Annotated in this window: 23 protein-coding genes, 1 tRNA gene and 2 pseudogenes; 19 read left to right on the forward strand and 7 right to left on the reverse strand. The window is 47.9% G+C overall.

Annotated features, from left to right (window positions below):
* Positions 1-184: pseudogene (locus tag Q0R35_RS10315) on the reverse strand (ribulose bisphosphate carboxylase small subunit); the annotation flags it as partial.
* Positions 185-208: 24 nt separating this feature from the next.
* Between Q0R35_RS10315 and Q0R35_RS10320 the strand changes: the two are divergent.
* The 11 genes from Q0R35_RS10320 to Q0R35_RS10370 all read left to right on the forward strand — a co-directional run bounded on the left by Q0R35_RS10320 (position 209) and on the right by Q0R35_RS10370 (position 7,115).
* A complete protein-coding gene (locus Q0R35_RS10320) occupies positions 209-946 on the forward strand; it encodes a ribulose bisphosphate carboxylase small subunit (RefSeq protein WP_295617205.1) in 738 nt (245 codons plus the stop codon).
* 301 nt (positions 947-1,247) lie between these two features.
* Entirely contained in the window at positions 1,248-1,556 is a 309-nt protein-coding gene (locus Q0R35_RS10325; protein WP_015161393.1) for a carbon dioxide-concentrating mechanism protein CcmK, read from the forward strand.
* Between the two features lie 56 nt (positions 1,557-1,612).
* A complete protein-coding gene (locus Q0R35_RS10330; protein WP_015161394.1) occupies positions 1,613-1,966 on the forward strand; it encodes a carbon dioxide-concentrating mechanism protein CcmK in 354 nt (117 codons plus the stop codon).
* Between the two features lie 7 nt (positions 1,967-1,973).
* Entirely contained in the window at positions 1,974-2,276 is a 303-nt protein-coding gene (locus Q0R35_RS10335) for a EutN/CcmL family microcompartment protein (RefSeq protein ID WP_295617208.1), read from the forward strand.
* A 177-nt stretch (positions 2,277-2,453) separates the two neighbouring features.
* Positions 2,454-3,425 carry a ribulose bisphosphate carboxylase small subunit gene (locus Q0R35_RS10340; protein WP_295617210.1) on the forward strand — a complete coding sequence of 324 codons (972 nt, stop codon included), beginning with the start codon at positions 2,454-2,456 and terminating at the stop codon, positions 3,423-3,425.
* 224 nt (positions 3,426-3,649) lie between these two features.
* Entirely contained in the window at positions 3,650-4,267 is a 618-nt protein-coding gene (locus Q0R35_RS10345) for a hypothetical protein (RefSeq protein ID WP_295617213.1), read from the forward strand.
* On the forward strand, positions 4,260-4,931 hold the full coding sequence (locus Q0R35_RS10350; protein ID WP_295617216.1) for a ParA family protein: 672 nt from the start codon (positions 4,260-4,262) through the stop codon (positions 4,929-4,931). Before Q0R35_RS10345 ends, Q0R35_RS10350 begins: the two co-directional genes overlap by 8 nt.
* A 2-nt stretch (positions 4,932-4,933) precedes the next feature.
* Positions 4,934-5,368 carry a hypothetical protein gene (locus tag Q0R35_RS10355; protein WP_295617219.1) on the forward strand — a complete coding sequence of 145 codons (435 nt, stop codon included), beginning with the start codon at positions 4,934-4,936 and terminating at the stop codon, positions 5,366-5,368.
* 108 nt (positions 5,369-5,476) lie between these two features.
* A complete protein-coding gene (locus Q0R35_RS10360) occupies positions 5,477-5,803 on the forward strand; it encodes a carbon dioxide-concentrating mechanism protein CcmK (protein WP_295617222.1) in 327 nt (108 codons plus the stop codon).
* Positions 5,804-5,850: 47 nt separating this feature from the next.
* Entirely contained in the window at positions 5,851-6,198 is a 348-nt protein-coding gene (locus Q0R35_RS10365; RefSeq protein WP_366944864.1) for a carbon dioxide-concentrating mechanism protein CcmK, read from the forward strand.
* Between the two features lie 131 nt (positions 6,199-6,329).
* Positions 6,330-7,115, forward strand: coding sequence for a BMC domain-containing protein (locus Q0R35_RS10370; RefSeq protein ID WP_295617224.1), 786 nt, complete (start codon positions 6,330-6,332; stop codon positions 7,113-7,115).
* Between the two features lie 79 nt (positions 7,116-7,194).
* Here Q0R35_RS10370 and Q0R35_RS10375 read toward each other — a convergent pair whose 3' ends face one another.
* On the reverse strand, positions 7,195-7,560 hold the full coding sequence (locus tag Q0R35_RS10375) for a hypothetical protein (protein WP_295617227.1): 366 nt from the start codon (positions 7,558-7,560) through the stop codon (positions 7,195-7,197).
* A gap of 102 nt (positions 7,561-7,662) precedes the next feature.
* Here Q0R35_RS10375 and Q0R35_RS10380 point away from each other — a divergent pair, with 102 nt between their 5' ends.
* A complete protein-coding gene (locus Q0R35_RS10380) occupies positions 7,663-8,577 on the forward strand; it encodes an ADP-ribosylglycohydrolase family protein (protein ID WP_295617230.1) in 915 nt (304 codons plus the stop codon).
* A gap of 36 nt (positions 8,578-8,613) precedes the next feature.
* On the opposite strand, the gene Q0R35_RS10385 is transcribed toward Q0R35_RS10380, so the two are convergent.
* Positions 8,614-8,841 (reverse strand): hypothetical protein, encoded by a 228-nt coding sequence (locus Q0R35_RS10385; RefSeq protein ID WP_295617233.1) that lies wholly within the window; start codon positions 8,839-8,841, stop codon positions 8,614-8,616.
* Between the two features lie 198 nt (positions 8,842-9,039).
* Between Q0R35_RS10385 and Q0R35_RS10390 the strand changes: the two genes are divergently transcribed.
* The 4 genes from Q0R35_RS10390 to Q0R35_RS10405 all read left to right on the forward strand — a co-directional run bounded on the left by Q0R35_RS10390 (position 9,040) and on the right by Q0R35_RS10405 (position 13,844).
* Complete coding sequence (locus Q0R35_RS10390; RefSeq protein ID WP_366944865.1) at positions 9,040-10,047, forward strand: rod shape-determining protein; 1,008 nt, start codon at positions 9,040-9,042, stop codon at positions 10,045-10,047.
* Positions 10,048-10,310: 263 nt separating this feature from the next.
* Positions 10,311-11,168 (forward strand): rod shape-determining protein MreC, encoded by an 858-nt coding sequence (mreC, locus tag Q0R35_RS10395; RefSeq protein WP_295617239.1) that lies wholly within the window; start codon positions 10,311-10,313, stop codon positions 11,166-11,168.
* A gap of 23 nt (positions 11,169-11,191) precedes the next feature.
* Complete coding sequence (gene mreD, locus Q0R35_RS10400; protein WP_295617242.1) at positions 11,192-11,776, forward strand: rod shape-determining protein MreD; 585 nt, start codon at positions 11,192-11,194, stop codon at positions 11,774-11,776.
* Positions 11,777-11,903: 127 nt separating this feature from the next.
* Positions 11,904-13,844 (forward strand): serine/threonine-protein kinase, encoded by a 1,941-nt coding sequence (locus Q0R35_RS10405; protein ID WP_295617245.1) that lies wholly within the window; start codon positions 11,904-11,906, stop codon positions 13,842-13,844.
* Here the strand turns inward: Q0R35_RS10405 and Q0R35_RS10410 are convergent.
* The 4 genes and pseudogenes from Q0R35_RS10410 to Q0R35_RS10420 form a co-directional block, all read right to left on the reverse strand.
* On the reverse strand, positions 13,830-14,321 hold the full coding sequence (locus Q0R35_RS10410) for a hypothetical protein (protein WP_295617249.1): 492 nt from the start codon (positions 14,319-14,321) through the stop codon (positions 13,830-13,832). The genes Q0R35_RS10405 and Q0R35_RS10410 overlap by 15 nt on opposite strands.
* 68 nt (positions 14,322-14,389) lie before the next feature.
* A complete protein-coding gene (locus tag Q0R35_RS10415; RefSeq protein WP_295617252.1) occupies positions 14,390-14,878 on the reverse strand; it encodes a transcriptional regulator in 489 nt (162 codons plus the stop codon).
* Positions 14,862-14,966, reverse strand: a pseudogene (locus Q0R35_RS19535) (type II toxin-antitoxin system HigB family toxin); the annotation flags it as partial. The gene Q0R35_RS10415 and the pseudogene Q0R35_RS19535, both read right to left, overlap by 17 nt.
* 76 nt (positions 14,967-15,042) lie before the next feature.
* Positions 15,043-15,114 (reverse strand) — tRNA-Cys (locus Q0R35_RS10420).
* A 107-nt stretch (positions 15,115-15,221) separates the two neighbouring features.
* Here Q0R35_RS10420 and Q0R35_RS10425 point away from each other — a divergent pair.
* The 3 genes from Q0R35_RS10425 to Q0R35_RS10435 all read left to right on the forward strand — a co-directional run bounded on the left by Q0R35_RS10425 (position 15,222) and on the right by Q0R35_RS10435 (position 18,054).
* Positions 15,222-16,394, forward strand: coding sequence for a tyrosine-type recombinase/integrase (locus Q0R35_RS10425; RefSeq protein ID WP_295617255.1), 1,173 nt, complete (start codon positions 15,222-15,224; stop codon positions 16,392-16,394).
* A 189-nt stretch (positions 16,395-16,583) separates the two neighbouring features.
* Positions 16,584-16,748, forward strand: a complete 165-nt coding sequence (locus tag Q0R35_RS10430) for a DUF1778 domain-containing protein (RefSeq protein WP_295617258.1) — start codon at positions 16,584-16,586, stop codon at positions 16,746-16,748.
* A gap of 124 nt (positions 16,749-16,872) precedes the next feature.
* Entirely contained in the window at positions 16,873-18,054 is a 1,182-nt protein-coding gene (locus Q0R35_RS10435) for a VapE domain-containing protein (protein ID WP_295617260.1), read from the forward strand.
* The last annotated feature ends 241 nt before the right edge of the window (positions 18,055-18,295 follow it).

Below are 18,295 nucleotides of genomic sequence, written 5' to 3' on the forward strand. Positions count from 1 at the left end.
GAACTGAATTGGGGCGATCGACAGCACTTGGCACCGTCGCTTGGTCTCCAGGTCGCTGCACGATTTTTTCTAGTACCCGGCGTTTGGCATGGGTATCGATGCCGATCAACCGGACGTATTCGCCGCTATGTTCGTGCAGGCAATTTTCCAGACCGCTGAGAATTTCCGCTTCGCGATCGGAATTAAACGCCGGGTACTAGAAAAAATTGTGCAGCGACCTGGAGACCAAGCGACGGTGCCAAGTGCTGTCGATCGCCCCAATTCAGTTCCAGTCCAAAACACTAGCCCTAGCTTCACTCAGCCTAGCAGTGCCACTACACCTGCTGGTGTCACTGACGATACCGCCACCCTCGTCCGTCAACTCTTGAGCCAAGGTTCTCAGATCGCGGTCGAACGCGCCGATAAGCGGCGGTTCCAGACCAGTTCTTGGAATAGTTGCGATCGGATCGAATCCCAGACTGAGACGGCAATTCTCAGCGCGATCGCCAATTGCATCAGCAACCATCCTCACGATTACGTCCGGGTCATCGGGGTCGATCCTCATGCCAAACGCCGCATTGCTGAAAAAATCGTCCATCGTCCCGGTGGTGCGATCGCGCCTGCGCCTATAGCTTCGATCGCATCCAGCCAGCCAGCTCCAGCTAACCGAACAGTAAATAGCCCTCCTCCCAGTAGCAGCACTCTAGCCCTAGATGTCGTCGAAACTATCTCGCGGCTGGTCGCCCAAGGTTGTGCGATCTTTACCGAATTTGCTGACGAGCGTCGCTACAAGAGCAATGCTTGGGAAACTGGCGGGAAAGTTGGCGGTCGAACTGCGGTCGAAATCGTGCGGGCACTAGAGTCGATTGTCAGCGATCGTCCCAAGTCTTACGTCCGCATCATTGGTGTAGACCAACAAGCCAAAAAACGGACGATCGAGAAGCTGATTCACCGTCCGATTAAATAAATTGCGACCTTTTGCAATTGCACATTAGTTAAGTTTTGTCAATCTCAGCAAAATCAGTGAGCGCGGGGATCGCCAGCGGCACATAAAACTTTCTGATACCTTACTTAACAAAATAAAATTGTTGCTTATGTTGCCAAAGCGTCACGTCTCAGTCTATGCTTGACTTTAGCAGATGCATAATACTGAGTTTTTCATAGACTTTTATCTATGGAAACAATCAAGTTATGCTCCGAGAAACTAATGGGATCGAAACGGTTCGATCGCCTCACTAACTACAAAATAATCTAAGGACGAAAAATATATGTCTATTGCCGTGGGAATGATTGAAACCAAAGGTTTTCCTGCTGTTGTGGAAGCTGCCGATGCCATGGTTAAAGCCGCACGAGTTACACTAGTCGGCTATGAAAAAATTGGCAGCGGTCGGGTAACTGTCATTGTCCGTGGTGATGTCTCTGAAGTACAAGCTTCCGTATCCGCAGGTGTGGAATCCGTTAAGCGCGTCAATGGTGGTGAAGTATTATCGACACACATCATTGCTCGTCCCCACGAGAACCTAGAGTACGTCTTACCAATGAACTACACTGAAGATGTTGAGAAATTCCGCGTCTAAGTGAAGTTAGCTATTAAAGATCGCATTAAAGTCACAAAATTTAGGAGTCATTGATAATGTCAATTGCAGTTGGGATGATTGAAACACTAGGCTTTCCCGCAGTAGTCGAAGCTGCTGATGCGATGGTTAAAGCCGCGCGCGTGACCTTAGTTGGTTACGAAAAAATCGGTAGCGGTCGCGTGACTGTGATCGTTCGTGGCGACGTTTCGGAAGTCCAGGCTTCCGTATCCGCAGGTGTAGAATCTGTCAAACGCGTTAATGGCGGTCAGGTCTTATCCACGCACATCATTGCGCGTCCTCACGAAAACCTAGAGTACGTTCTACCTATGAACTATACCGAAGATGTCGAGAAATTTCGCGATAGCTTAAATGGCCCAGGCCCATTGGCAATCGGCGGTAGACGTTCTTAAAGACTAGATGAAGCTAGCTAGAGTGCTGGGTACTGTAGTCAGTACCCAAAAAGATCCAAGTTTGACCGGGACAAAATTTGTACTGGTGCAAATGCTCGATGCCGCAGGTAACGATCTGCCGGAATATGAAGTCGCCGCCGACTGTGTGGGCGCAGGTTTAACAGAAGTAGTTTTGGTAAGTCGGGGCAGTGCTGCCCGTCAAATATCCAGCAAAGATCGCTATCCCGTCGATGCGCTAGTCGTAGCGATCGTGGATACGGTGGCAGTGGGCAATGACTTGACATATAGCAAACGCGATGTCTCACGATAAGAAATTATTATAGCGAAAAGTGCGTTCTTGGGCTTTGCCCAAGTAAAGCACCTTTTCAAGAAAATGAATTCCTTCACAGTGGCGACGCAAACTGCTGAGAATGTTGGCTGAAGCTGGTCTATCCCAGACCAGATTTAAACTTCCAAAAAATATTGATTTAACTACAGAAGCGAAGATATGAGTGATATTAGTGACAGCGTTCGCCAGCAAATTCGTCAGCTATTGAGCCAAGGCTACCGCGTCGGCTTAGAATACGCTGACGCGCGACGTTTTCGGACTGGTTCGTGGCAGAGTGCAAGTGTCGCTCAAGGTAGTGAAAGCACTGTCTTAGGCGGCATTTCTGCAATTTTAGCCGAGCATCAAGGCGAATACGTGCAATTGTTGGGTGTCGATACCCATTCGCGCACGCGGGTATTGGAACTGATGATTCAGCGTCCCGATGGTGCGGTAACGAAAGTAAGTAACACCAAGATTAATGGTGGTAAAACGATCGCCGCAGCAGCCAGCAACGGTAGTGCGGTTGGCGGTGGCACTGATGTCGCGCAATCGGTACGCCAACTGTTAAGCCAAGGTTATCGGATTGGGACAGAGTTTGCTGATGTGCGTCGCTATCGGGCGACCTCTTGGACGAGCGGCCCTTCTTATCAGGGTACTCGCGAAGGTGAAGCGATCGCCATGTTGAACGAATTGGTCGCCGCTCACGAAAACGATTACGTGCGGATGATCGGCATCGATTCGCAAGCGCGCCGCCGCATCATGGAAGTCATCATTCACAAACCGGGCGAACCAGCGACCCTGAGTACTGGCGGTGGCAGCCAAAGCAACTCGTTTAGTAGCTCTTTTGGCGGTTCGAGTAGCAGCAATAGTCATGTGAAAACCTCGTTGAGTGCTGAAGTAGTTGCCTCTGTGCGCCGCTTACTGGAAAGTAGCTATCAAATTAGCACCGAACACGCAGATATCCGGCGGTTCCGCAGCAGTTCTTGGCATACTTGTAAACCAGTATCGGCAACTCGGCTCCAAGAAGCCGTCGCGCAACTAGAAACTTGTCTGATGGATCACGAGGGTGAATACGTCAGATTGATTGGGATCGATCGTCAGGCCAAACGTCGCGTGCATGAGGAAATCATTCAACGTCCCCAACAACGCTAACACGATCGGCAAGCGGCAAAAAGTTACCAGCAAACAGTCAAAAGCTATAAAATCATCCCAGCGGATGCAGATCGCTAATTTTTGCAACTATTAGCCGATCGTAGCGACGAGTTCGGGTTCTAGATTGTCCTACTTCCATGTGTCCAGCTTAAATTTAAGCGATCCACCATCGATTCGGTCAGTCTAGTCGATTCTCCTGTTTTCCGTTTTCCCGAACACTCCTGATGTTAACCAAGTATCGATCTATATCCAGAGAGGTAGTTCCCGTCCAGTTAGATGGTAACGTGGCGATCGATCCGAGTGCGGCAATCGCGCCTGGAGTTTTGCTCCAAGCCGAACCCAACAGTCGCATTACAATCGGTGCCGGAGTATGTATCGGTGCTGGATCGATCGTTCATGCATCGGGCGGAAATATCGAGATCGGGACTGGTGCTTGTTTGGGTCGAGGGGTACTAATTATTGGGAGTGGATCGATCGCGCCCAATGCTTGTATTGGTGCGGGTACGACGGTCATCGATCCGCAGATTGAAGATGGGGCGGTAATTCCCCCTCATTCACTGTTGGGCGATCGCAGTCGGGGTGAAGTATCTGTAGTGGAAACGCCAGATCCCACACCGCCACCCGCACCGCCGCGCGCCGAGCCGCCCGATGCTTGGGATGCTACCGAGGCCTGGGATGCGCCTGTCGTAACGGAACCGATCGCCCAGCCGCCGCCCGTGGTAACTACACCCCCACCGGGAGTAGAGACAATTGCCACGATTGGCATCGATGTAGCGGTCAAATCTGTATCTGGACGAGCCAACTTCGACAGGCTTAAACGCCACCTGTTCCCCAATGGTTGAACTCATGACCGCGCCAGTATTTCCCAAACTAGAATCGACCAAGATCGCGATCGTGTTAAACGGTAAAGGTGGTGTCGGGAAAACGACAACAGCGGTCAATATTGCCGCAATTTTTGCCGAACATCATCGCGTTTTGTTAGTCGATGCCGATCCGCAAGGTTCGGCTAGCTGGTGGGTGAAACAATCCGAAGGTCGAGATTTGGGCTTTGAGACGATCGTCTTAACCGACTGGACGGGTGTCAGCCGCCAACAGTGGTCGGATTACGATATTGTCGTAGTCGATATGCCGCCAGCACTAGATTCAGTCGCCCTCGCCACAATTATGCCGATTGCCGATTATTTATTGTTGCCAACCCCACCCGCACCGATGGATCTTGCCGCATTGATTCGCACGGTGAGACAGGTGGTAATTCCGTCCCAGATTGCCCACCGCGTCCTACTGACTAAAGTCAATGCTCGCGGTTTGAGAGAAGCACAAGAAGCTCAACAAACCCTCTTGCAGTGTCAGATTCCCGTTTACTATACCGTAATTCGGAATCTGAAAATTCACGAACGAGCGGCGATGTCGGGTTTACCCATCAGTCAGTTTAAAAGTCAAGCCGCCGCACCAGCAGCAGCCGACTATCGCTGTGTAGTCAATGAAATCTGGAAAGATTGGAGCTAAATATGCCGATTAGAAAAAAACGACCATCAGCATCTGATGTGTTGAGACAAGAAATGCAGCAACCATTAGTAATTCCCGCTCGGAACCCAAATCCTGAGCCAAATCCTACTCCTACTACAATTATTAATATGACCCCACCAACTAATGACGACGCGGCTAAACTCAAACAGGCTCAGGATAGTGAAGCCAAACTTCAGCAGCAGATTGAAGATCTCAACTCTAAATTAAAAGCTCAAGCAACCGAGTTAAAAGAAACCAAAGATACGATCGTCAAATTAGCAGAACAAGCACAAGCTCCCGCCAAATCTAAAAGTGCGACTGCGCTAGTTAAAAAAGATACTAGCAGATCGAATTCGTCGATTACCGCTCGTCCCACCGAGTCTCGCGAAGAAACAGCTCGCCGCCGCGCCAATACCGACATCGGTTGGCTAGATTAGCTAAAAGTGCGGGAACAGGGACACTCTTAGATCCCCGCTCCCGCCTTCTGAAAGGATAAGCAGTGCATCTTACAAAAAAGTGCTGTATACACCAGGAGAATATTTTTAATGGCTAAAGATCGCGACTCTCGTCATGCAGTTGGCACGATCGAAACCGATGGCTTTCCCCCCGTCTTGGCGGCGGCTGATGCCATGCTTAAAGCGGGGAACGTTACGTTGGTTTACTACGGACTCGCCGAACGCGCCGAGTTTATTATTGCCGTACGCGGTACCGTTTCGGCTGTCGAGCAAGCTGTAGCGGCGGGTGTGAGTGCTGGCGAAGCCACCAAACGCGGTGCGGTCGTCAGTCACTACATTATCCCCAATCCCCCCGGAAATGTCGATAGTGTCATGCCAATTCACTACACCGCAGCATCGAGAGAATTCTGGGTGTAGGTTTAGTGGCAAATCGATAATTTATTAGTAACAGGAGCGTATTTTTAATGGCTGATTCTATGAGTTCTCAACAAGCAGTTGGCTCGATCGAGACCAAAGGCTTTCCGGCTGTGTTAGCGGCTGCTGATGCTATGCTCAAAGCGGGTCGAGTGACCCTTGTCGGCTACCTTAGGGCTGGTTCCGCGCGATTTACCGTTAATGTCCGGGGCGATGTCTCTGAAGTCAAACAAGCAATGGCAGCAGGCATCGATGTCGTCGAGAAAGTATATGGTGGTACTTTAGAATCTTGGGTAATTATCCCGCGTCCGCATCCCAACGTTGAGCGAATTTTACCAATTGGTTATACTGAAGAGGTCGAAGAATTTCGCGCCCAGGTTGAAGGCAGAGTGAGCTAACCTGTCGATAGTTTATAGCTTCAACCGCATATTTTCACAGCTACGATCGTCTGAAATATAGATAGTGCCAACCCGATGAGGCGATGGTAACTGTCCACCGCACATACATTGGGGAACCTCTACCGCTAACGATGTCCAATATTCATGCTGAAAGTGCCATCGGGTTAATATCTACTCGTAGCTTTCCGGCTATGGTGGGAACGGCAGATATGATGATTAAATCTGCCGCTGTTACTTTAGTAGGCTATGAAAAAATTGGGGGTGGTTATTGTACTGCGGTGATTCGCGGTCGGTTCCCCGATGTAAAATTGGCTGTCGCCGCAGGTGCAGAAGTCGCCGAGCAGATGGACGAATTAATCTGTCAATCGGTAATTTCCCGTCCGTTTCCCAATCTCGATGCCGTTTTGCCAATTAGCGATCGCATATTGGCACAAATTGTCGGTAAAAGTAAGCTTAATAATCTCGCCATCGGCTTACTCGAAACGCGCGGCTTCCCAGCGATGGTGGGTGCGATGGATGCAATGCTCAAAACTGCGGATATCTACGTCGCTGGTTACGAGAAAACAGGTGCTGGCTTCTGTACGGCAATTATTCGCGGTACGGTTTCTAATGTCACGATTGCCCTAGATGTCGGCATGTCAGCCGCCGAAAGCATCGGTGAATTACGATCGATCATGGTGATCCCCAGACCGTTAGAAGACTTAGAGCGGACGATTCCCACCGCAAGTTATTGGCTGGAACAAGTACTAGTTATTCCCGAACAAGAAGAAAAACAACAGCCGCTAGCAATACCGCTAAGACTGCCTCAAAGTGTCAGCGTTCCGCTGGTAGAAGTAGAAGTTGTCGAGGTGGAAATTGCTAATACCACCGAAGAATTGAAGTTAGCCGAGAATCGCTCCGCACGAGATTTAGAGTAGATAAGATGTTGTTTAACAGCATCGGATTAAGAGTAGGGGTAATTCATGAATTACCCCTACTCTTAATCTGGTTCGATCGCTATTTTTTATTAACTAATTTCATCTTGACTATTAAATTTTCAGTCCGAGTTTTGCCGCAGGGTGCGGCACTCTGACAATCATTTACCTTACCGCGTTTATAAGTTAGCGTCACTTTTCTATTGATGAATTTAGTTTGCTGACAGATATCGAAATCAGCTCCAATATCGTATTTTCTGCCACGAGCATCGACTAATTGTACGTAACACATTAAATCTCCATTAGTCAGTTGCAATACTTTGCCTTGCTTAGGACTAGCACCAAGCTTCGGCATCTGACGGGCTTCACTGGGAGCGGTATTTAGACAGCTAGCAATAACTAATATTGCCACCCAAGCTGTTGTTATCGAAGAATGACGATTTATCATGGTAACGACCCTATTTATAATTAGGACATTATTTTATCGTGGATAGTGGATCGGTAAGCTGGGGTATGATATTTATTACAAATCAATACATTTTTGGCGATCGTGAAACCATTAGCTAGGGCAGAATTAGCATTAACTGGATTGTCGATCGGGGATGCTTTTGGGCAAATGTTTTTTGGCAACACGAATACTATGTCAATGGCGATCGATCTTCGTGCTTTACCCGCACCGCCGTGGTATTTGACTGACGATTCGATTATGGCAATTGGAATTGTCGAAACATTAACAGCGCGGGGCGAAATCGATCGGGATTATTTAGCCAGTCGATTTGCGATTAATTATCAGCGCAATCGGCGACGCGGTTATGGTGGGATGGCGCACCACATTTTGCAAGAATTTTGTCAAGGTGGCGACTGGCGAGAAGTTGCGCCAGCGGTTTTTGATGGCATGGGTTCTTATGGCAATGGTGCGGCGATGCGCGTCGCACCAGTGGGGGCTTTTTATGCCGAAGATTTAGAGCTACTATCCAGTCAGGCATTAGCTTCGGCAGAAGTTACTCACAGCCATCTCGAAGGTAAAGTCGGAGCCATTGCGATCGCGCTAGCAGCGGCTTGGGCGTGGAATTATCGAGAAATTGAGAATATCGATCCGCGCGAGATGTTTGCTTTTATACTCGATCGATTGCCCGATAGCGATACTAAAAGCGGGATTAAAAGAGCCAGCGAATTACCGCTAGATTATACTGTGCCGACGGCGGTATCCGCGTTGGGGAATGGGACGATGGTATCGGCTTCAGATACTGTCCCGTTTACGCTCTGGTGCGCCGCTAGGCATTTAACTGATTTTGAAGCAGCGATGTGGACGACGGTTAGTGGTTTGGGAGATCGGGATACCACTTGTGCGATCGTCGGTGGGATTGTTGCGCTGTATGTAGGAGTAGAGGGGATACCAACAGCATGGCTTCAGGCGCGAGAATCATTGATAGATTGGGAATCGGCACAGGTGGATTGGGATTAGTCTAATGTATATCTATTTTCTAGCAATTTACTTAGCTTAATTCGGCGTACGATCGGTTGAAACCACCGCACATGAAGCAAAGTTCGCATTTACGGACTGATCCTCAAAAACGGATCGGTTTAAGCCGACTAGATTGGGGATCGATCGAGTGACTTTTTGCGAGTAAAATCTATCGGCGATCGCAACTAGACGTACGAAGCAAAACGTAATAAGATTCAGCCAGTGGACGGAAAATTCAGCAAAATAGCCTGAGTTTCGTTTCATTGCATCGGGCTGTAGTAAAAACAGTGTAGACAAAAAATTAGGACTTAGCGACGTTTCAACAGAATCGATGCTGGGGAACAATAAATAACACCTGCATCGCTGTTGATTATCGCTTAGTGTATATTCAATCCATCATTAGTTAACTTAGGGGCAAAGAAGCGCGTGGGTTTTTTCAATCGCTTTTCATTATCCAGAGATATGGGTATGGACTTGGGAACTGCCAATACATTGGTCTATGTATCTGGCAAAGGTATCGTTCTGGCAGAACCTTCAGTTGTGGCGATCGACCAAAAGACTAAAATGCCGCTAGCTGTAGGTGTCGAAGCCAAAAAAATGTTGGGGAGAACTCCCGGCGATGTCATTGCGCTGCGTCCGTTACGGGACGGGGTGATCGCCGATTTCGATACGGCAGAAGTGATGTTAAAGCACTTTATTCAACGGGCGAACGAAGGGAGTAACGTCATCAGACCCCGGTTAGTGATTGGGATTCCCAGTGGCGTGACTGCGGTAGAACGGCGCGCGGTGATGGATGCAGCACTCCAAGCAGGTGCTAGTGAAGTATTCCTGATCGACGAACCGATCGCAGCGGCAATTGGCGCGGGTTTGCCCGTATCTGAGCCGACGGGGAGCATGATTATCGACATCGGCGGGGGGACTACCGAAGTTGCCGTAATGAGTTTGCAAGGTTCGGTAATCAGTGAATCCGTGCGGATTGCTGGTGACGAATTGAGCGATTCGATTGTTAATTACATGAAAAAAGTCCATAACCTCGTGATTGGGGAACGGACTGCTGAAGAAATTAAAATCCAAGTGGGTTCTGCCTACCCCACGCCAGAGGATAACGATGTAATTATGGAAGTTCGCGGCTTGCATCTACTGTCTGGGTTACCCCGTACAGTGACGATTAAAGGCCCTGAAATTCGCGAAAGCATGTCGGAACCCCTGTCGGTGATTATTGAAGCCGTGAAGCGGACGCTAGAGCGCACGCCACCGGAATTAGCATCTGACATTATCGATCGCGGCATTATGCTGGCGGGTGGTGGCGCGCTGTTAAGAGGCATCGATACCCTGATCAGTCACGAAACGGGAATCGTCACTCATATTGCCAACGATCCGCTCACCTGCGTGGTGTTGGGTACTGGCAAAGTGCTAGAAAACTTCAAAACTATGGATCGAGTCTTCAGCGGTCGCTCTCGCAGCCTGTAAATCGAGTGGGAGGGTGGCTATGGTGTATACACAAGTCGATTGGACTTCGTTTCTAGATCTAAATCCCCCCTAGCCCCCCTTCAAAAGGGGGGAACCGGATCCGGAAGTCCCCCTTTTGAAGGGGGATGTAGGGGGATTCCACAGATGTGTGTACACGGTAGGGAAGGGTGGATGGGCACGATTTATCGACCCCAACACCCTCATCCATGCTCGATCGAAATAATTATTGACAACTAACAACCAACAACCAACACCCGACAACCATGTTTACTTTGCGCCGCTGGTGGGATAAAAATGCCCTCAAATTAGCTGGATTTGGGACGATTGTCGGCGGTACCTATCTAGTGTTGCAAACTCAAAATGCGTTGGTTTTTGAAGTCTATAACGCGCTATCGCAGCCATTCCAGCCAGGAACCAGACAAATCGATACGCTCAAAACCGCGCGAGTCGAGCAACTTCAGAACGAGTTACAAGAATTAAAAAGTCAAAATCAACAGCTCAAGCAATTAGCCAACTACAGTGCCGCCGTTCCGAATCAAGGCGTTTTGGCTCCAGTATTGCTTCACAGTGCCGATAATTGGTGGCAGCAGGTTGCGATCGGTCGGGGGAGTGCCGATGGCATTGCGATCGATCATATCGTCGTCGGGACTGGCGGCGTGGTCGGCAGAATTGTCAGCGTTTCACCCCATACCAGTCGGGTATTATTAGTCAGCGATCCTAGCAATCGGATGGGCGTACTGGTTAGTCGCACGCGGAATATGGGCATTCTCCAAGGTACTCGCACCAACCAAGCCGTACTGCAATTTTTTGACAAACGTCCGCTGGTAAAAAAAGGTGATGTCGTTTCGACTTCAGCGGTGAGTCAATTATTTCCCACCGGATTGGCTGTAGGCAGAGTAATTGAGACTAATTTAAACAAATCTCCCGCTCCAGAAGCGATCGTCGAATTTACCGCACCATTGAGTTCCCTAGAATGGGTGACAGTTCACGCTCACGACCCGCGCGCAGTGCCCCCAGAAGCCGTTAAACGAGTAAGTGATGTCGTACCTATCAAACCAGCTCTAAAACCCGCAGTTAGCGTCAAGCCAACCACTGCCAAACCACCTATTAAAACCCGCTAGTCGCTAACTCGATCGCGATCGATATGAATAATTTACACCCCTTAGTTCGCAATGGACTTTATCTACTCACCGTCGTCGGTTCGGCAAGCTTGTGTTTGTTGCTATTACCAACCCGCTTTCCCGGCATGGAAATTTTAGGTGTCGGCCCCAGTTGGCTGGTAATGTGGACGATCGCCTGGAGCCTAAATCGATCGCTGTGGCACGCAACAACAGCGGGTGTTGTCTTAGGACTGATCCAAGATGGCATGACTGCCACCACCGCCGCCAATTTGGGCATAATGCCCACCCATGTTCTGAGCCTGACTGCGGTAGGCGTATTAACTTTTTGGCTACACAAACGTCGATATCTAGATGATACAATTATATCAGCTAGCGTCGCTGCTTTTTTACTAACGATCGCCAGCGAGTTAATTACTGGAGTTCAATATTTCCTCGAAATGGCGATCGAGCAATCGCCAGAAGCCAGCCTCGCCAGCCTGAATTATCTCTGGGATAATCAAAGTCCCATGATGCTAATTTCCGCAGTTCTGAGCGGCTTGTGGATGCCGATACTTTACTATCCACTCCAAGTCTGTTGGCAAAAAATGGTATTAAATAAATTGACTTAATTACCCCCTTCTTATAATAGATGGTGGAGCGAGAACTTTTCGTTCCCCGTTCCCTAACTATCCACTATCCACTATCCACTATTCACTAAAAAACTAGTAACTTTGTTTCGATCTAAAATGTGAGTTAATGAGTTACTGTCTCAACCCTAGTTGCTTGCACCCAGAAAATCCACCGCAGAGTAACTTTTGTCGAAGTTGCGGGGGTAGATTGCGGTTGCGCGATCGATATTTAGCAATTCAACCGATCGGGCAAGGTGGTTTCGGACGCACATTTCAAGCGATCGATGAGGATAAACCATCTAAACCTTTTTGTGTCATCAAGCAATTTTTCCCACAGGTACAAGGCACCGCCGCTGCACGTAAAGCCGCAGAATTATTTACCCAAGAAGCCAGCGCGCTCGAACAGTTAGACTACCCTAATATTCCCAAATTACTGGCATATTTTATTACGCCAGATGGTCGTCAATATTTAGTCCAAGAATTTATAGACGGTCAAAATCTTAAAGCAGAATTAGCCGCGCAGGGAAATTTTACTAATGCCCAAATTAAAGAATTGTTATTGGCAATTTTGCCAACACTATCCTACCTCCATCAATTAGGATTCATTCATCGAGATATCAAACCCGAAAACATTATTCGCCGCACCGATAATCGGCAGTTATATTTAGTCGATTTTGGAGCGGCCAAAATCACCACACCAGAACGATCGCAAATGCAGGGAACGACGATCGGCACGCCAGAATTTATGGCACCAGAACAAGGTTGGGGTAGAGCTTTCCCCTCTAGCGATCTCTATAGTGTGGGTGTTACTTGCCTTAATTTATTGACTGGAGTTTCCCCGTTTGCATTATTCGACGATAATCTCGGTCAATGGAACTGGCAAGCTGGATTATCTCAACCGATCGAACCACAATTAGCAATAGTAATCGATAAATTAATTCAACCTAAACCGATCGACCGCTATTCCACAGTGGCAGCAGTCATCGATGCTTTACAAAATAAATCTGTTGTCAGCTTACCCGATTTACACGATCCTTTACAAACTAAATCTGTCGCGATCGAATCCGATTTAAAAATTGTCGCTCCATCATCGGCAATCGCTACCCCGCCAATAACTACCCCAGTTAATATTCCCACCATCGATCCTAATTATAATTGGGAATGTAACTACACATTTGCATGGCATCGCAAACCAATTAATGCGATCGGCATTACTACCGACGGTCGTTTTTTAATGAGCGGCGATGATGGTGGTACCGTCGCAATGTGGAACCTATCCATGCCACAACAACCAATTTTTACCTACTGTAATAATAATTCGATTTATGCCGTCGCCGCTAGCCCCAACCACAGTCAGATTGCCAGTGGCGACAAAAATCGCCGCGTGCAACTGCGCCGCAAAGAATCCGTCTTTAACTCGCTTCAAGAATTGCGCACCGACAGCAGCTTAGATAGCCATCATGGGTTTGTCTATTGCGTCCGATTTAGTCCCGACGGCAAAATTTTAGCCAGCGGCGGTGCCGATCGCAAAATTCGGCTCTGGAACACCGATACGGGTAAAATTATCTATACCCTCGACGGGCATCAAGAATCGGTGATGGCACTGGAATTTATGCCCAATGGTAAAATTTTAATTAGTGCGGGTGCCGATCGAACGCTCCGATTTTGGGATTTAAATAGCAAACAATTACTCAAAACAGTTGCAGCGCACGAGCAAACAATTCACGGTTTAGCAATTAGTCGAGATGGCAAATTAATTATTAGCGGTAGTACCGATCGTACCGTACAAGTCCGACAATTAGGCACATCGACTCATCATACTTTAACAGGTCATCAGGATGGCGTACTAACCGTCGCCATTAGTCCCGACTCTAAAATCATCGCTTCTGGCTCGATGGATGGCATGGTGAACCTCTGGGATGTCGATAGTAAGCAATTAATATCTAGCTTCCAAGCTCATCAAAGTGCCGTCCGCGAAATTCTCTTTCTACCGATGGAGCAAACCTTAATTACCGCTAGCTGGGATCGGACTATTAAAATCTGGCGACCTGTATCAAGCCGACCATGAGTACAATATTTCAGCAAACCAGTCGGAATGCGATTCGCGATATTCAGTCAAAAATCTACTTGCTTGGGGATGCCAGCCATCGTGATTTAATTGAGGAATCGGGAATGGCAGTTCTTTCACTTGATAAGATATGGCTTTATCTGTTGCTACTAATCGGGCAAAATGCTCGCCATTCCAACCGAGTAAGCCATAATCCCAACTCTGAAAACATAAGATCGCAGTGCCTAATCGATCGATCGTTTCAGCAGGGCTAAAGTTTTGAACATTAGGCACTAATTGAACTTCTAAATTTGCTCGATCGAATATCTTCAAATAAGCAGTATCAAAAACTAAGTTATCGCTGATGCCGATCCCATAATTCCAGACTCCCTTGCCATACCAATTAAGTAGACAACCATAGTATTGACTATTAGTATCGATCTTTTGATACATTTCCAAAATACGTTCTTTCGCGGTATCTAAAGATATTGTTGTCATACATACAGATTAAAGCCAATATCTATATGTTTCCCATCCAACAGTAAAATGTATCGATGTTTGATATCTCAGCCTGATGCCTTGCGAGTTTCCCACCTGCACGATTCGGCTGAACTGGGGGATGGAGGGCTACATCTAGATCGAATAAATAATGCTGGTGATAATTTAAAGAACTTACCCAAGCTCTTTGCCTGTTCGCGGCTGATAGTACGCTTACCATTAACAACCTCAGACACAACGCCGCTACTCCCGATGATGCCAATTAGATCGACATTGCGAGTACCGCTGGCAGTCATAATATGCCGTAGCAACTCATTTGGTGTGGATTTTTCCCAATCATCTAGATTGTGGTGAATCAATTCATAGTCCTCAATCAGTTTTACTACCAACATCAGTAGGGCGATATCCTCTGGTGTCCGATCGCTCCGTTTGTGCATTAACATCTGAGCCACAGCTAAAAACCGATCGTATTCATCCTCCGTCTCGATCGTTTTGGGGATGATGTCGGCTGTATCCAAAAGTTCTAGATATTTTTTCTTATCAATAGTAGTCGTCATTTTTCCAATTCTCTCGATCGTATTCGGCGTGAGTTAGAAAATATTTATAGTAGATTAGCTGGGTTTGATAGTCGATCGATACTATCAAGCCTTACCCCAATCTGGCGAGGTTTTAAATATCGATAGAAACACGAAAACCCCGCGTATTGCGAGGTTTCGACTGAAGGCGGCACCCAGATTTGAACTGGGGGATGGAGGTTTTGCAGACCTCTGCCTTACCACTTGGCTATGCCGCCGCTGGCGCGGTACCCCGCTCATCCCTCTGCCATTTTAGCCCCTTTTGGCTACAGAGTTGGCTACAGTTTATCGACTTGACCCAAGGATCATCGAGTGACCTTGGCACATGAAAAGACAACAGACAGGCACAGTAGGGATCGAAGTTATCGGTGGCAGACTCAGACTCCGATTACCCAGACAAGCAACACCCGACACCATTACCCGCTATATCTCCAGTGGGTTCAAGAACACTCCAGACAACCTCAAGAAGCTACAGGTGATAGCTTGGGACATCGAGCGCGATATCAAAGCCGACAAGCTAGCCGAAACCTATCAAAGCTACATCGACATCTTCAAGCCGAAACCAGTACCAAAACCGACCATAACCAAACCGACCACCTTCAGCCAACTATGGGCTAGCTACTGCCACTACAAGCAACCTCAACTAGCTGCGACCACTTACACCCAAGATTACTGCAAGAAATGGGCTAATCATATCGCCAAGCTACCACAAGGACTAAACAAGGCGATCGAACTTCGAGATGCACTGGTAGCCAAGGTCAGCGCGGATACAGCCAAGAGACTGTTAACTCTGTTGGCGGCTTGCGGAACATGGGCGGTCAAGTCTGGCTTGATAACTGCTAACCCATTTCTAGGGATGGCAGCCGACCTAAAGCGACCAAAGACCGACCGATCGATCGACCCCTTCAGTGCCACCGAGCGCGATGCTATCTTGCTGGGTTTCCAGCTACATCCCAGATATAGCCATTACCACAGTTTTGTTAAGTTCCTATTTCTTACTGGCTGTCGGACTGGTGAGGCGATCTCACTCCAATGGAAACATATCGCCCCTGACCTCAGCTCGATCGCATTTACTGAGTCTTACTCTAGCAAGCTCAAAATCCGAAAGTGTACCAAAACAGGCAAAAGCCGCAAGTTCCCAGCTAACCCCGACTTGCGATCGCATCTCGCGACCATTAAACCCAAGAATGCCAAGCCTACCGATCTAGTCTTCAACTCTCCAACTGGGTTGCCGATCGATAACAGCAAGTTCACAAACCAGATCTGGAAGGGCTGCAAGGTCGGCAAAAAGACATACAAAGGCATTCTACCCAGCTTGATAGATAGCGGTGCTGTAGCCGCTTACAGGTGCCCCTACACAACTCGCCATACCTTTATCACCATGATGCTAGCGGCTGGGTTAACTATCCCTCAAGTCGCCAACCTAGTCGGCAACAGTCCAGAGATAGTACTAAAACACTATGCAGGTAACTCGGTCGATCTGGTACCTAGTATCTGAGGTAACCGCATGTAATATTAGCGCGGCTTATGTGAGCTATAAGAAATCGGTATATAACTGACCCGGCATCAAGCGACAGCCATCTCCGCTTAATGCCTTAAAACTAGCTCATAGAGCCAAACTGGTTATTAATGGACAGTTTATATATAGATACCCAAAAGGAGCCATGACATGGAAGCGATCGGAACAATGAAGCCCAAATCGAAAGAGATTCGCATTCGGATCTCTGAGGATGATAAGGCGCGGCTACAACAGGCGGCGGCGGGGTTGGGGGTAGCAGTATCCGACTTTATCCGATCTAGCTCTCTAGCGGCTGCAAACACTTTGCAAACAGCTTGCAAACAGGGCGAGTAGTACCCAATAGGAAACCCCAGATGCGATCGACATCCGGGGTTTCAAAGGCTTCCCAAGTCCGCTTACAGCCCAGACCATTCATATCACTTCGAGTTCAGTTCAAAAAACCCTTTCTATTTATACTATGACATATCAAGATCTGCGCGGCATCATGAATGACACACTCAAAAGTCTGCATCCTCAGACTGAAGAGTATCGCCTTATTGTCCGGGCATCAGGTTCGATCGGCTTAAATATTTCGATGGTGGGGAGTTTCCAGAGCGGAGGGGACAAATCACAACAGGATGACCCTAAAGAGAGCCAGGATGGGGAGACTAAAGCCGAGACACTATATCGAGTTATCCGCTACACACTTTTCAACAGCCAAATCGAGCGCGATGTTATGCTGTTTGACTGTTGGTCAGCTAACAACTACTTGCAGATGCGATCGCTCAAGAATAACAAAGCGGACTTAGAGAAGTTGCGAGGGAAGGTTATTGTTAACTTGGATGAGTGCGATTCCGCCTTCCAAGGTTTAGCCGCTGATGACTTGAAAGAAGTAGTTACAGCCAAAACCGATAACTACCGCGCACCCTATGAGCGGAATGCAGCCGATCGCCCCCGCTCGGCTATCCTATTCGGTACCACCAACAAAGTCGAACTCATTCAAGATATGGATGGAGATCGCCGCTTCTTTCCTGTGCGGGTTCGCAAAGCTATCGATATTCAGTGGGTAGCGGATAACTGGTCTGACTTCTGGGGATTCTATAAATACTGCTACCTTCAAAGCTTGGGGGGTAAGTCTATTTATCGGAACTGGACATCGAAAGCTGAAGAGGCATTGCTAGTTAAACTACAAGCGGATTACAAGGCAAATGCGCCTTGGATGGAGACATTAGAGGGTGTATTGGACATCTTGGAAGATGCTTGCGGGGGTAAGCTCTGTCTAGCTGCATCCGATCTGCTAGCGGTGTTAAGTAAAGAGACAGGCGGTACTAAAAACTATATGAGTGGTAGCATCAAGAGCAAAATGGTAACCGAGCGCGGGTATCAAGAAGGGCGACCAAAGCTAGCAGATGGCACTCAGCCGGGTAAACCGCGATTATTTCTGGGTAAAAGCCCTAAGAATATCAGCCGCGATGCGATCGGGATTGCTTACCAGAAGTATCTCTCAGGTGAATATCAACCCAAAACCCGGCAAGTCGAAGCCGAGCCGATGGCTACAGTCAAAGCGGGTTCGGAGTTTCCAGTCTACCAACAGCTCGATAGCTGGAATACATTAGAGAAAGCGACAAAGGATAAGGAGCATAACCAACATTGCTCTTAATTAACTTCACCAGCTCGGTTATTTTGTTAGATTCTTCTTGCTGTTTTATTAGTGGATTATCCATTACTTAAATATTGTCGATCGAGAGTTAAATAATATCGTACTATAAAATCAGCTTCTCAATTAGGATTGCTATAGCTTCTAGAATTTAGTCTTCAGTTGAAGCCCTCGAATGAATTCGGGGCTAAAAGCGCAAGTTTGTTAACACGAACTAAGATCTCTCCGTAGTTATCTTCAGATA

The sequence above is a fragment of the Chamaesiphon sp. GL140_3_metabinner_50 genome (assembly GCF_025361915.1).
Classification (GTDB): domain Bacteria; phylum Cyanobacteriota; class Cyanobacteriia; order Cyanobacteriales; family Chamaesiphonaceae; genus Chamaesiphon.

What these genes read in the sequence shown, in the direction of transcription:
- Q0R35_RS10435 (WP_295617260.1), top strand. Translation starts at nt 16,873, where the DNA reads ATGACATATCAAGATCTGCGCGGCATCATGAATGACACACTCAAAAGT.
- Q0R35_RS10415 (WP_295617252.1), bottom strand. Translation starts at nt 14,878, where the DNA reads ATGACGACTACTATTGATAAGAAAAAATATCTAGAACTTTTGGATACA.
- Q0R35_RS10350 (WP_295617216.1), top strand. Translation starts at nt 4,260, where the DNA reads ATGGTTGAACTCATGACCGCGCCAGTATTTCCCAAACTAGAATCGACC.
- Q0R35_RS10405 (WP_295617245.1), top strand. Translation starts at nt 11,904, where the DNA reads ATGAGTTACTGTCTCAACCCTAGTTGCTTGCACCCAGAAAATCCACCG.
- Q0R35_RS10430 (WP_295617258.1), top strand. Translation starts at nt 16,584, where the DNA reads ATGAAGCCCAAATCGAAAGAGATTCGCATTCGGATCTCTGAGGATGAT.
- Q0R35_RS10370 (WP_295617224.1), top strand. Translation starts at nt 6,330, where the DNA reads ATGTCCAATATTCATGCTGAAAGTGCCATCGGGTTAATATCTACTCGT.
- Q0R35_RS10335 (WP_295617208.1), top strand. Translation starts at nt 1,974, where the DNA reads ATGAAGCTAGCTAGAGTGCTGGGTACTGTAGTCAGTACCCAAAAAGAT.
- Q0R35_RS10365 (WP_366944864.1), top strand. Translation starts at nt 5,851, where the DNA reads ATGGCTGATTCTATGAGTTCTCAACAAGCAGTTGGCTCGATCGAGACC.
- Q0R35_RS10345 (WP_295617213.1), top strand. Translation starts at nt 3,650, where the DNA reads ATGTTAACCAAGTATCGATCTATATCCAGAGAGGTAGTTCCCGTCCAG.
- Q0R35_RS10355 (WP_295617219.1), top strand. Translation starts at nt 4,934, where the DNA reads ATGCCGATTAGAAAAAAACGACCATCAGCATCTGATGTGTTGAGACAA.
- mreC (WP_295617239.1), top strand. Translation starts at nt 10,311, where the DNA reads ATGTTTACTTTGCGCCGCTGGTGGGATAAAAATGCCCTCAAATTAGCT.
- Q0R35_RS10385 (WP_295617233.1), bottom strand. Translation starts at nt 8,841, where the DNA reads ATGAAACGAAACTCAGGCTATTTTGCTGAATTTTCCGTCCACTGGCTG.
- Q0R35_RS10375 (WP_295617227.1), bottom strand. Translation starts at nt 7,560, where the DNA reads ATGATAAATCGTCATTCTTCGATAACAACAGCTTGGGTGGCAATATTA.
- Q0R35_RS10325 (WP_015161393.1), top strand. Translation starts at nt 1,248, where the DNA reads ATGTCTATTGCCGTGGGAATGATTGAAACCAAAGGTTTTCCTGCTGTT.
- mreD (WP_295617242.1), top strand. Translation starts at nt 11,192, where the DNA reads ATGAATAATTTACACCCCTTAGTTCGCAATGGACTTTATCTACTCACC.
- Q0R35_RS10425 (WP_295617255.1), top strand. Translation starts at nt 15,222, where the DNA reads ATGAAAAGACAACAGACAGGCACAGTAGGGATCGAAGTTATCGGTGGC.
- Q0R35_RS10340 (WP_295617210.1), top strand. Translation starts at nt 2,454, where the DNA reads ATGAGTGATATTAGTGACAGCGTTCGCCAGCAAATTCGTCAGCTATTG.
- Q0R35_RS10390 (WP_366944865.1), top strand. Translation starts at nt 9,040, where the DNA reads ATGGGTATGGACTTGGGAACTGCCAATACATTGGTCTATGTATCTGGC.
- Q0R35_RS10330 (WP_015161394.1), top strand. Translation starts at nt 1,613, where the DNA reads ATGTCAATTGCAGTTGGGATGATTGAAACACTAGGCTTTCCCGCAGTA.
- Q0R35_RS10360 (WP_295617222.1), top strand. Translation starts at nt 5,477, where the DNA reads ATGGCTAAAGATCGCGACTCTCGTCATGCAGTTGGCACGATCGAAACC.
- Q0R35_RS10410 (WP_295617249.1), bottom strand. Translation starts at nt 14,321, where the DNA reads ATGACAACAATATCTTTAGATACCGCGAAAGAACGTATTTTGGAAATG.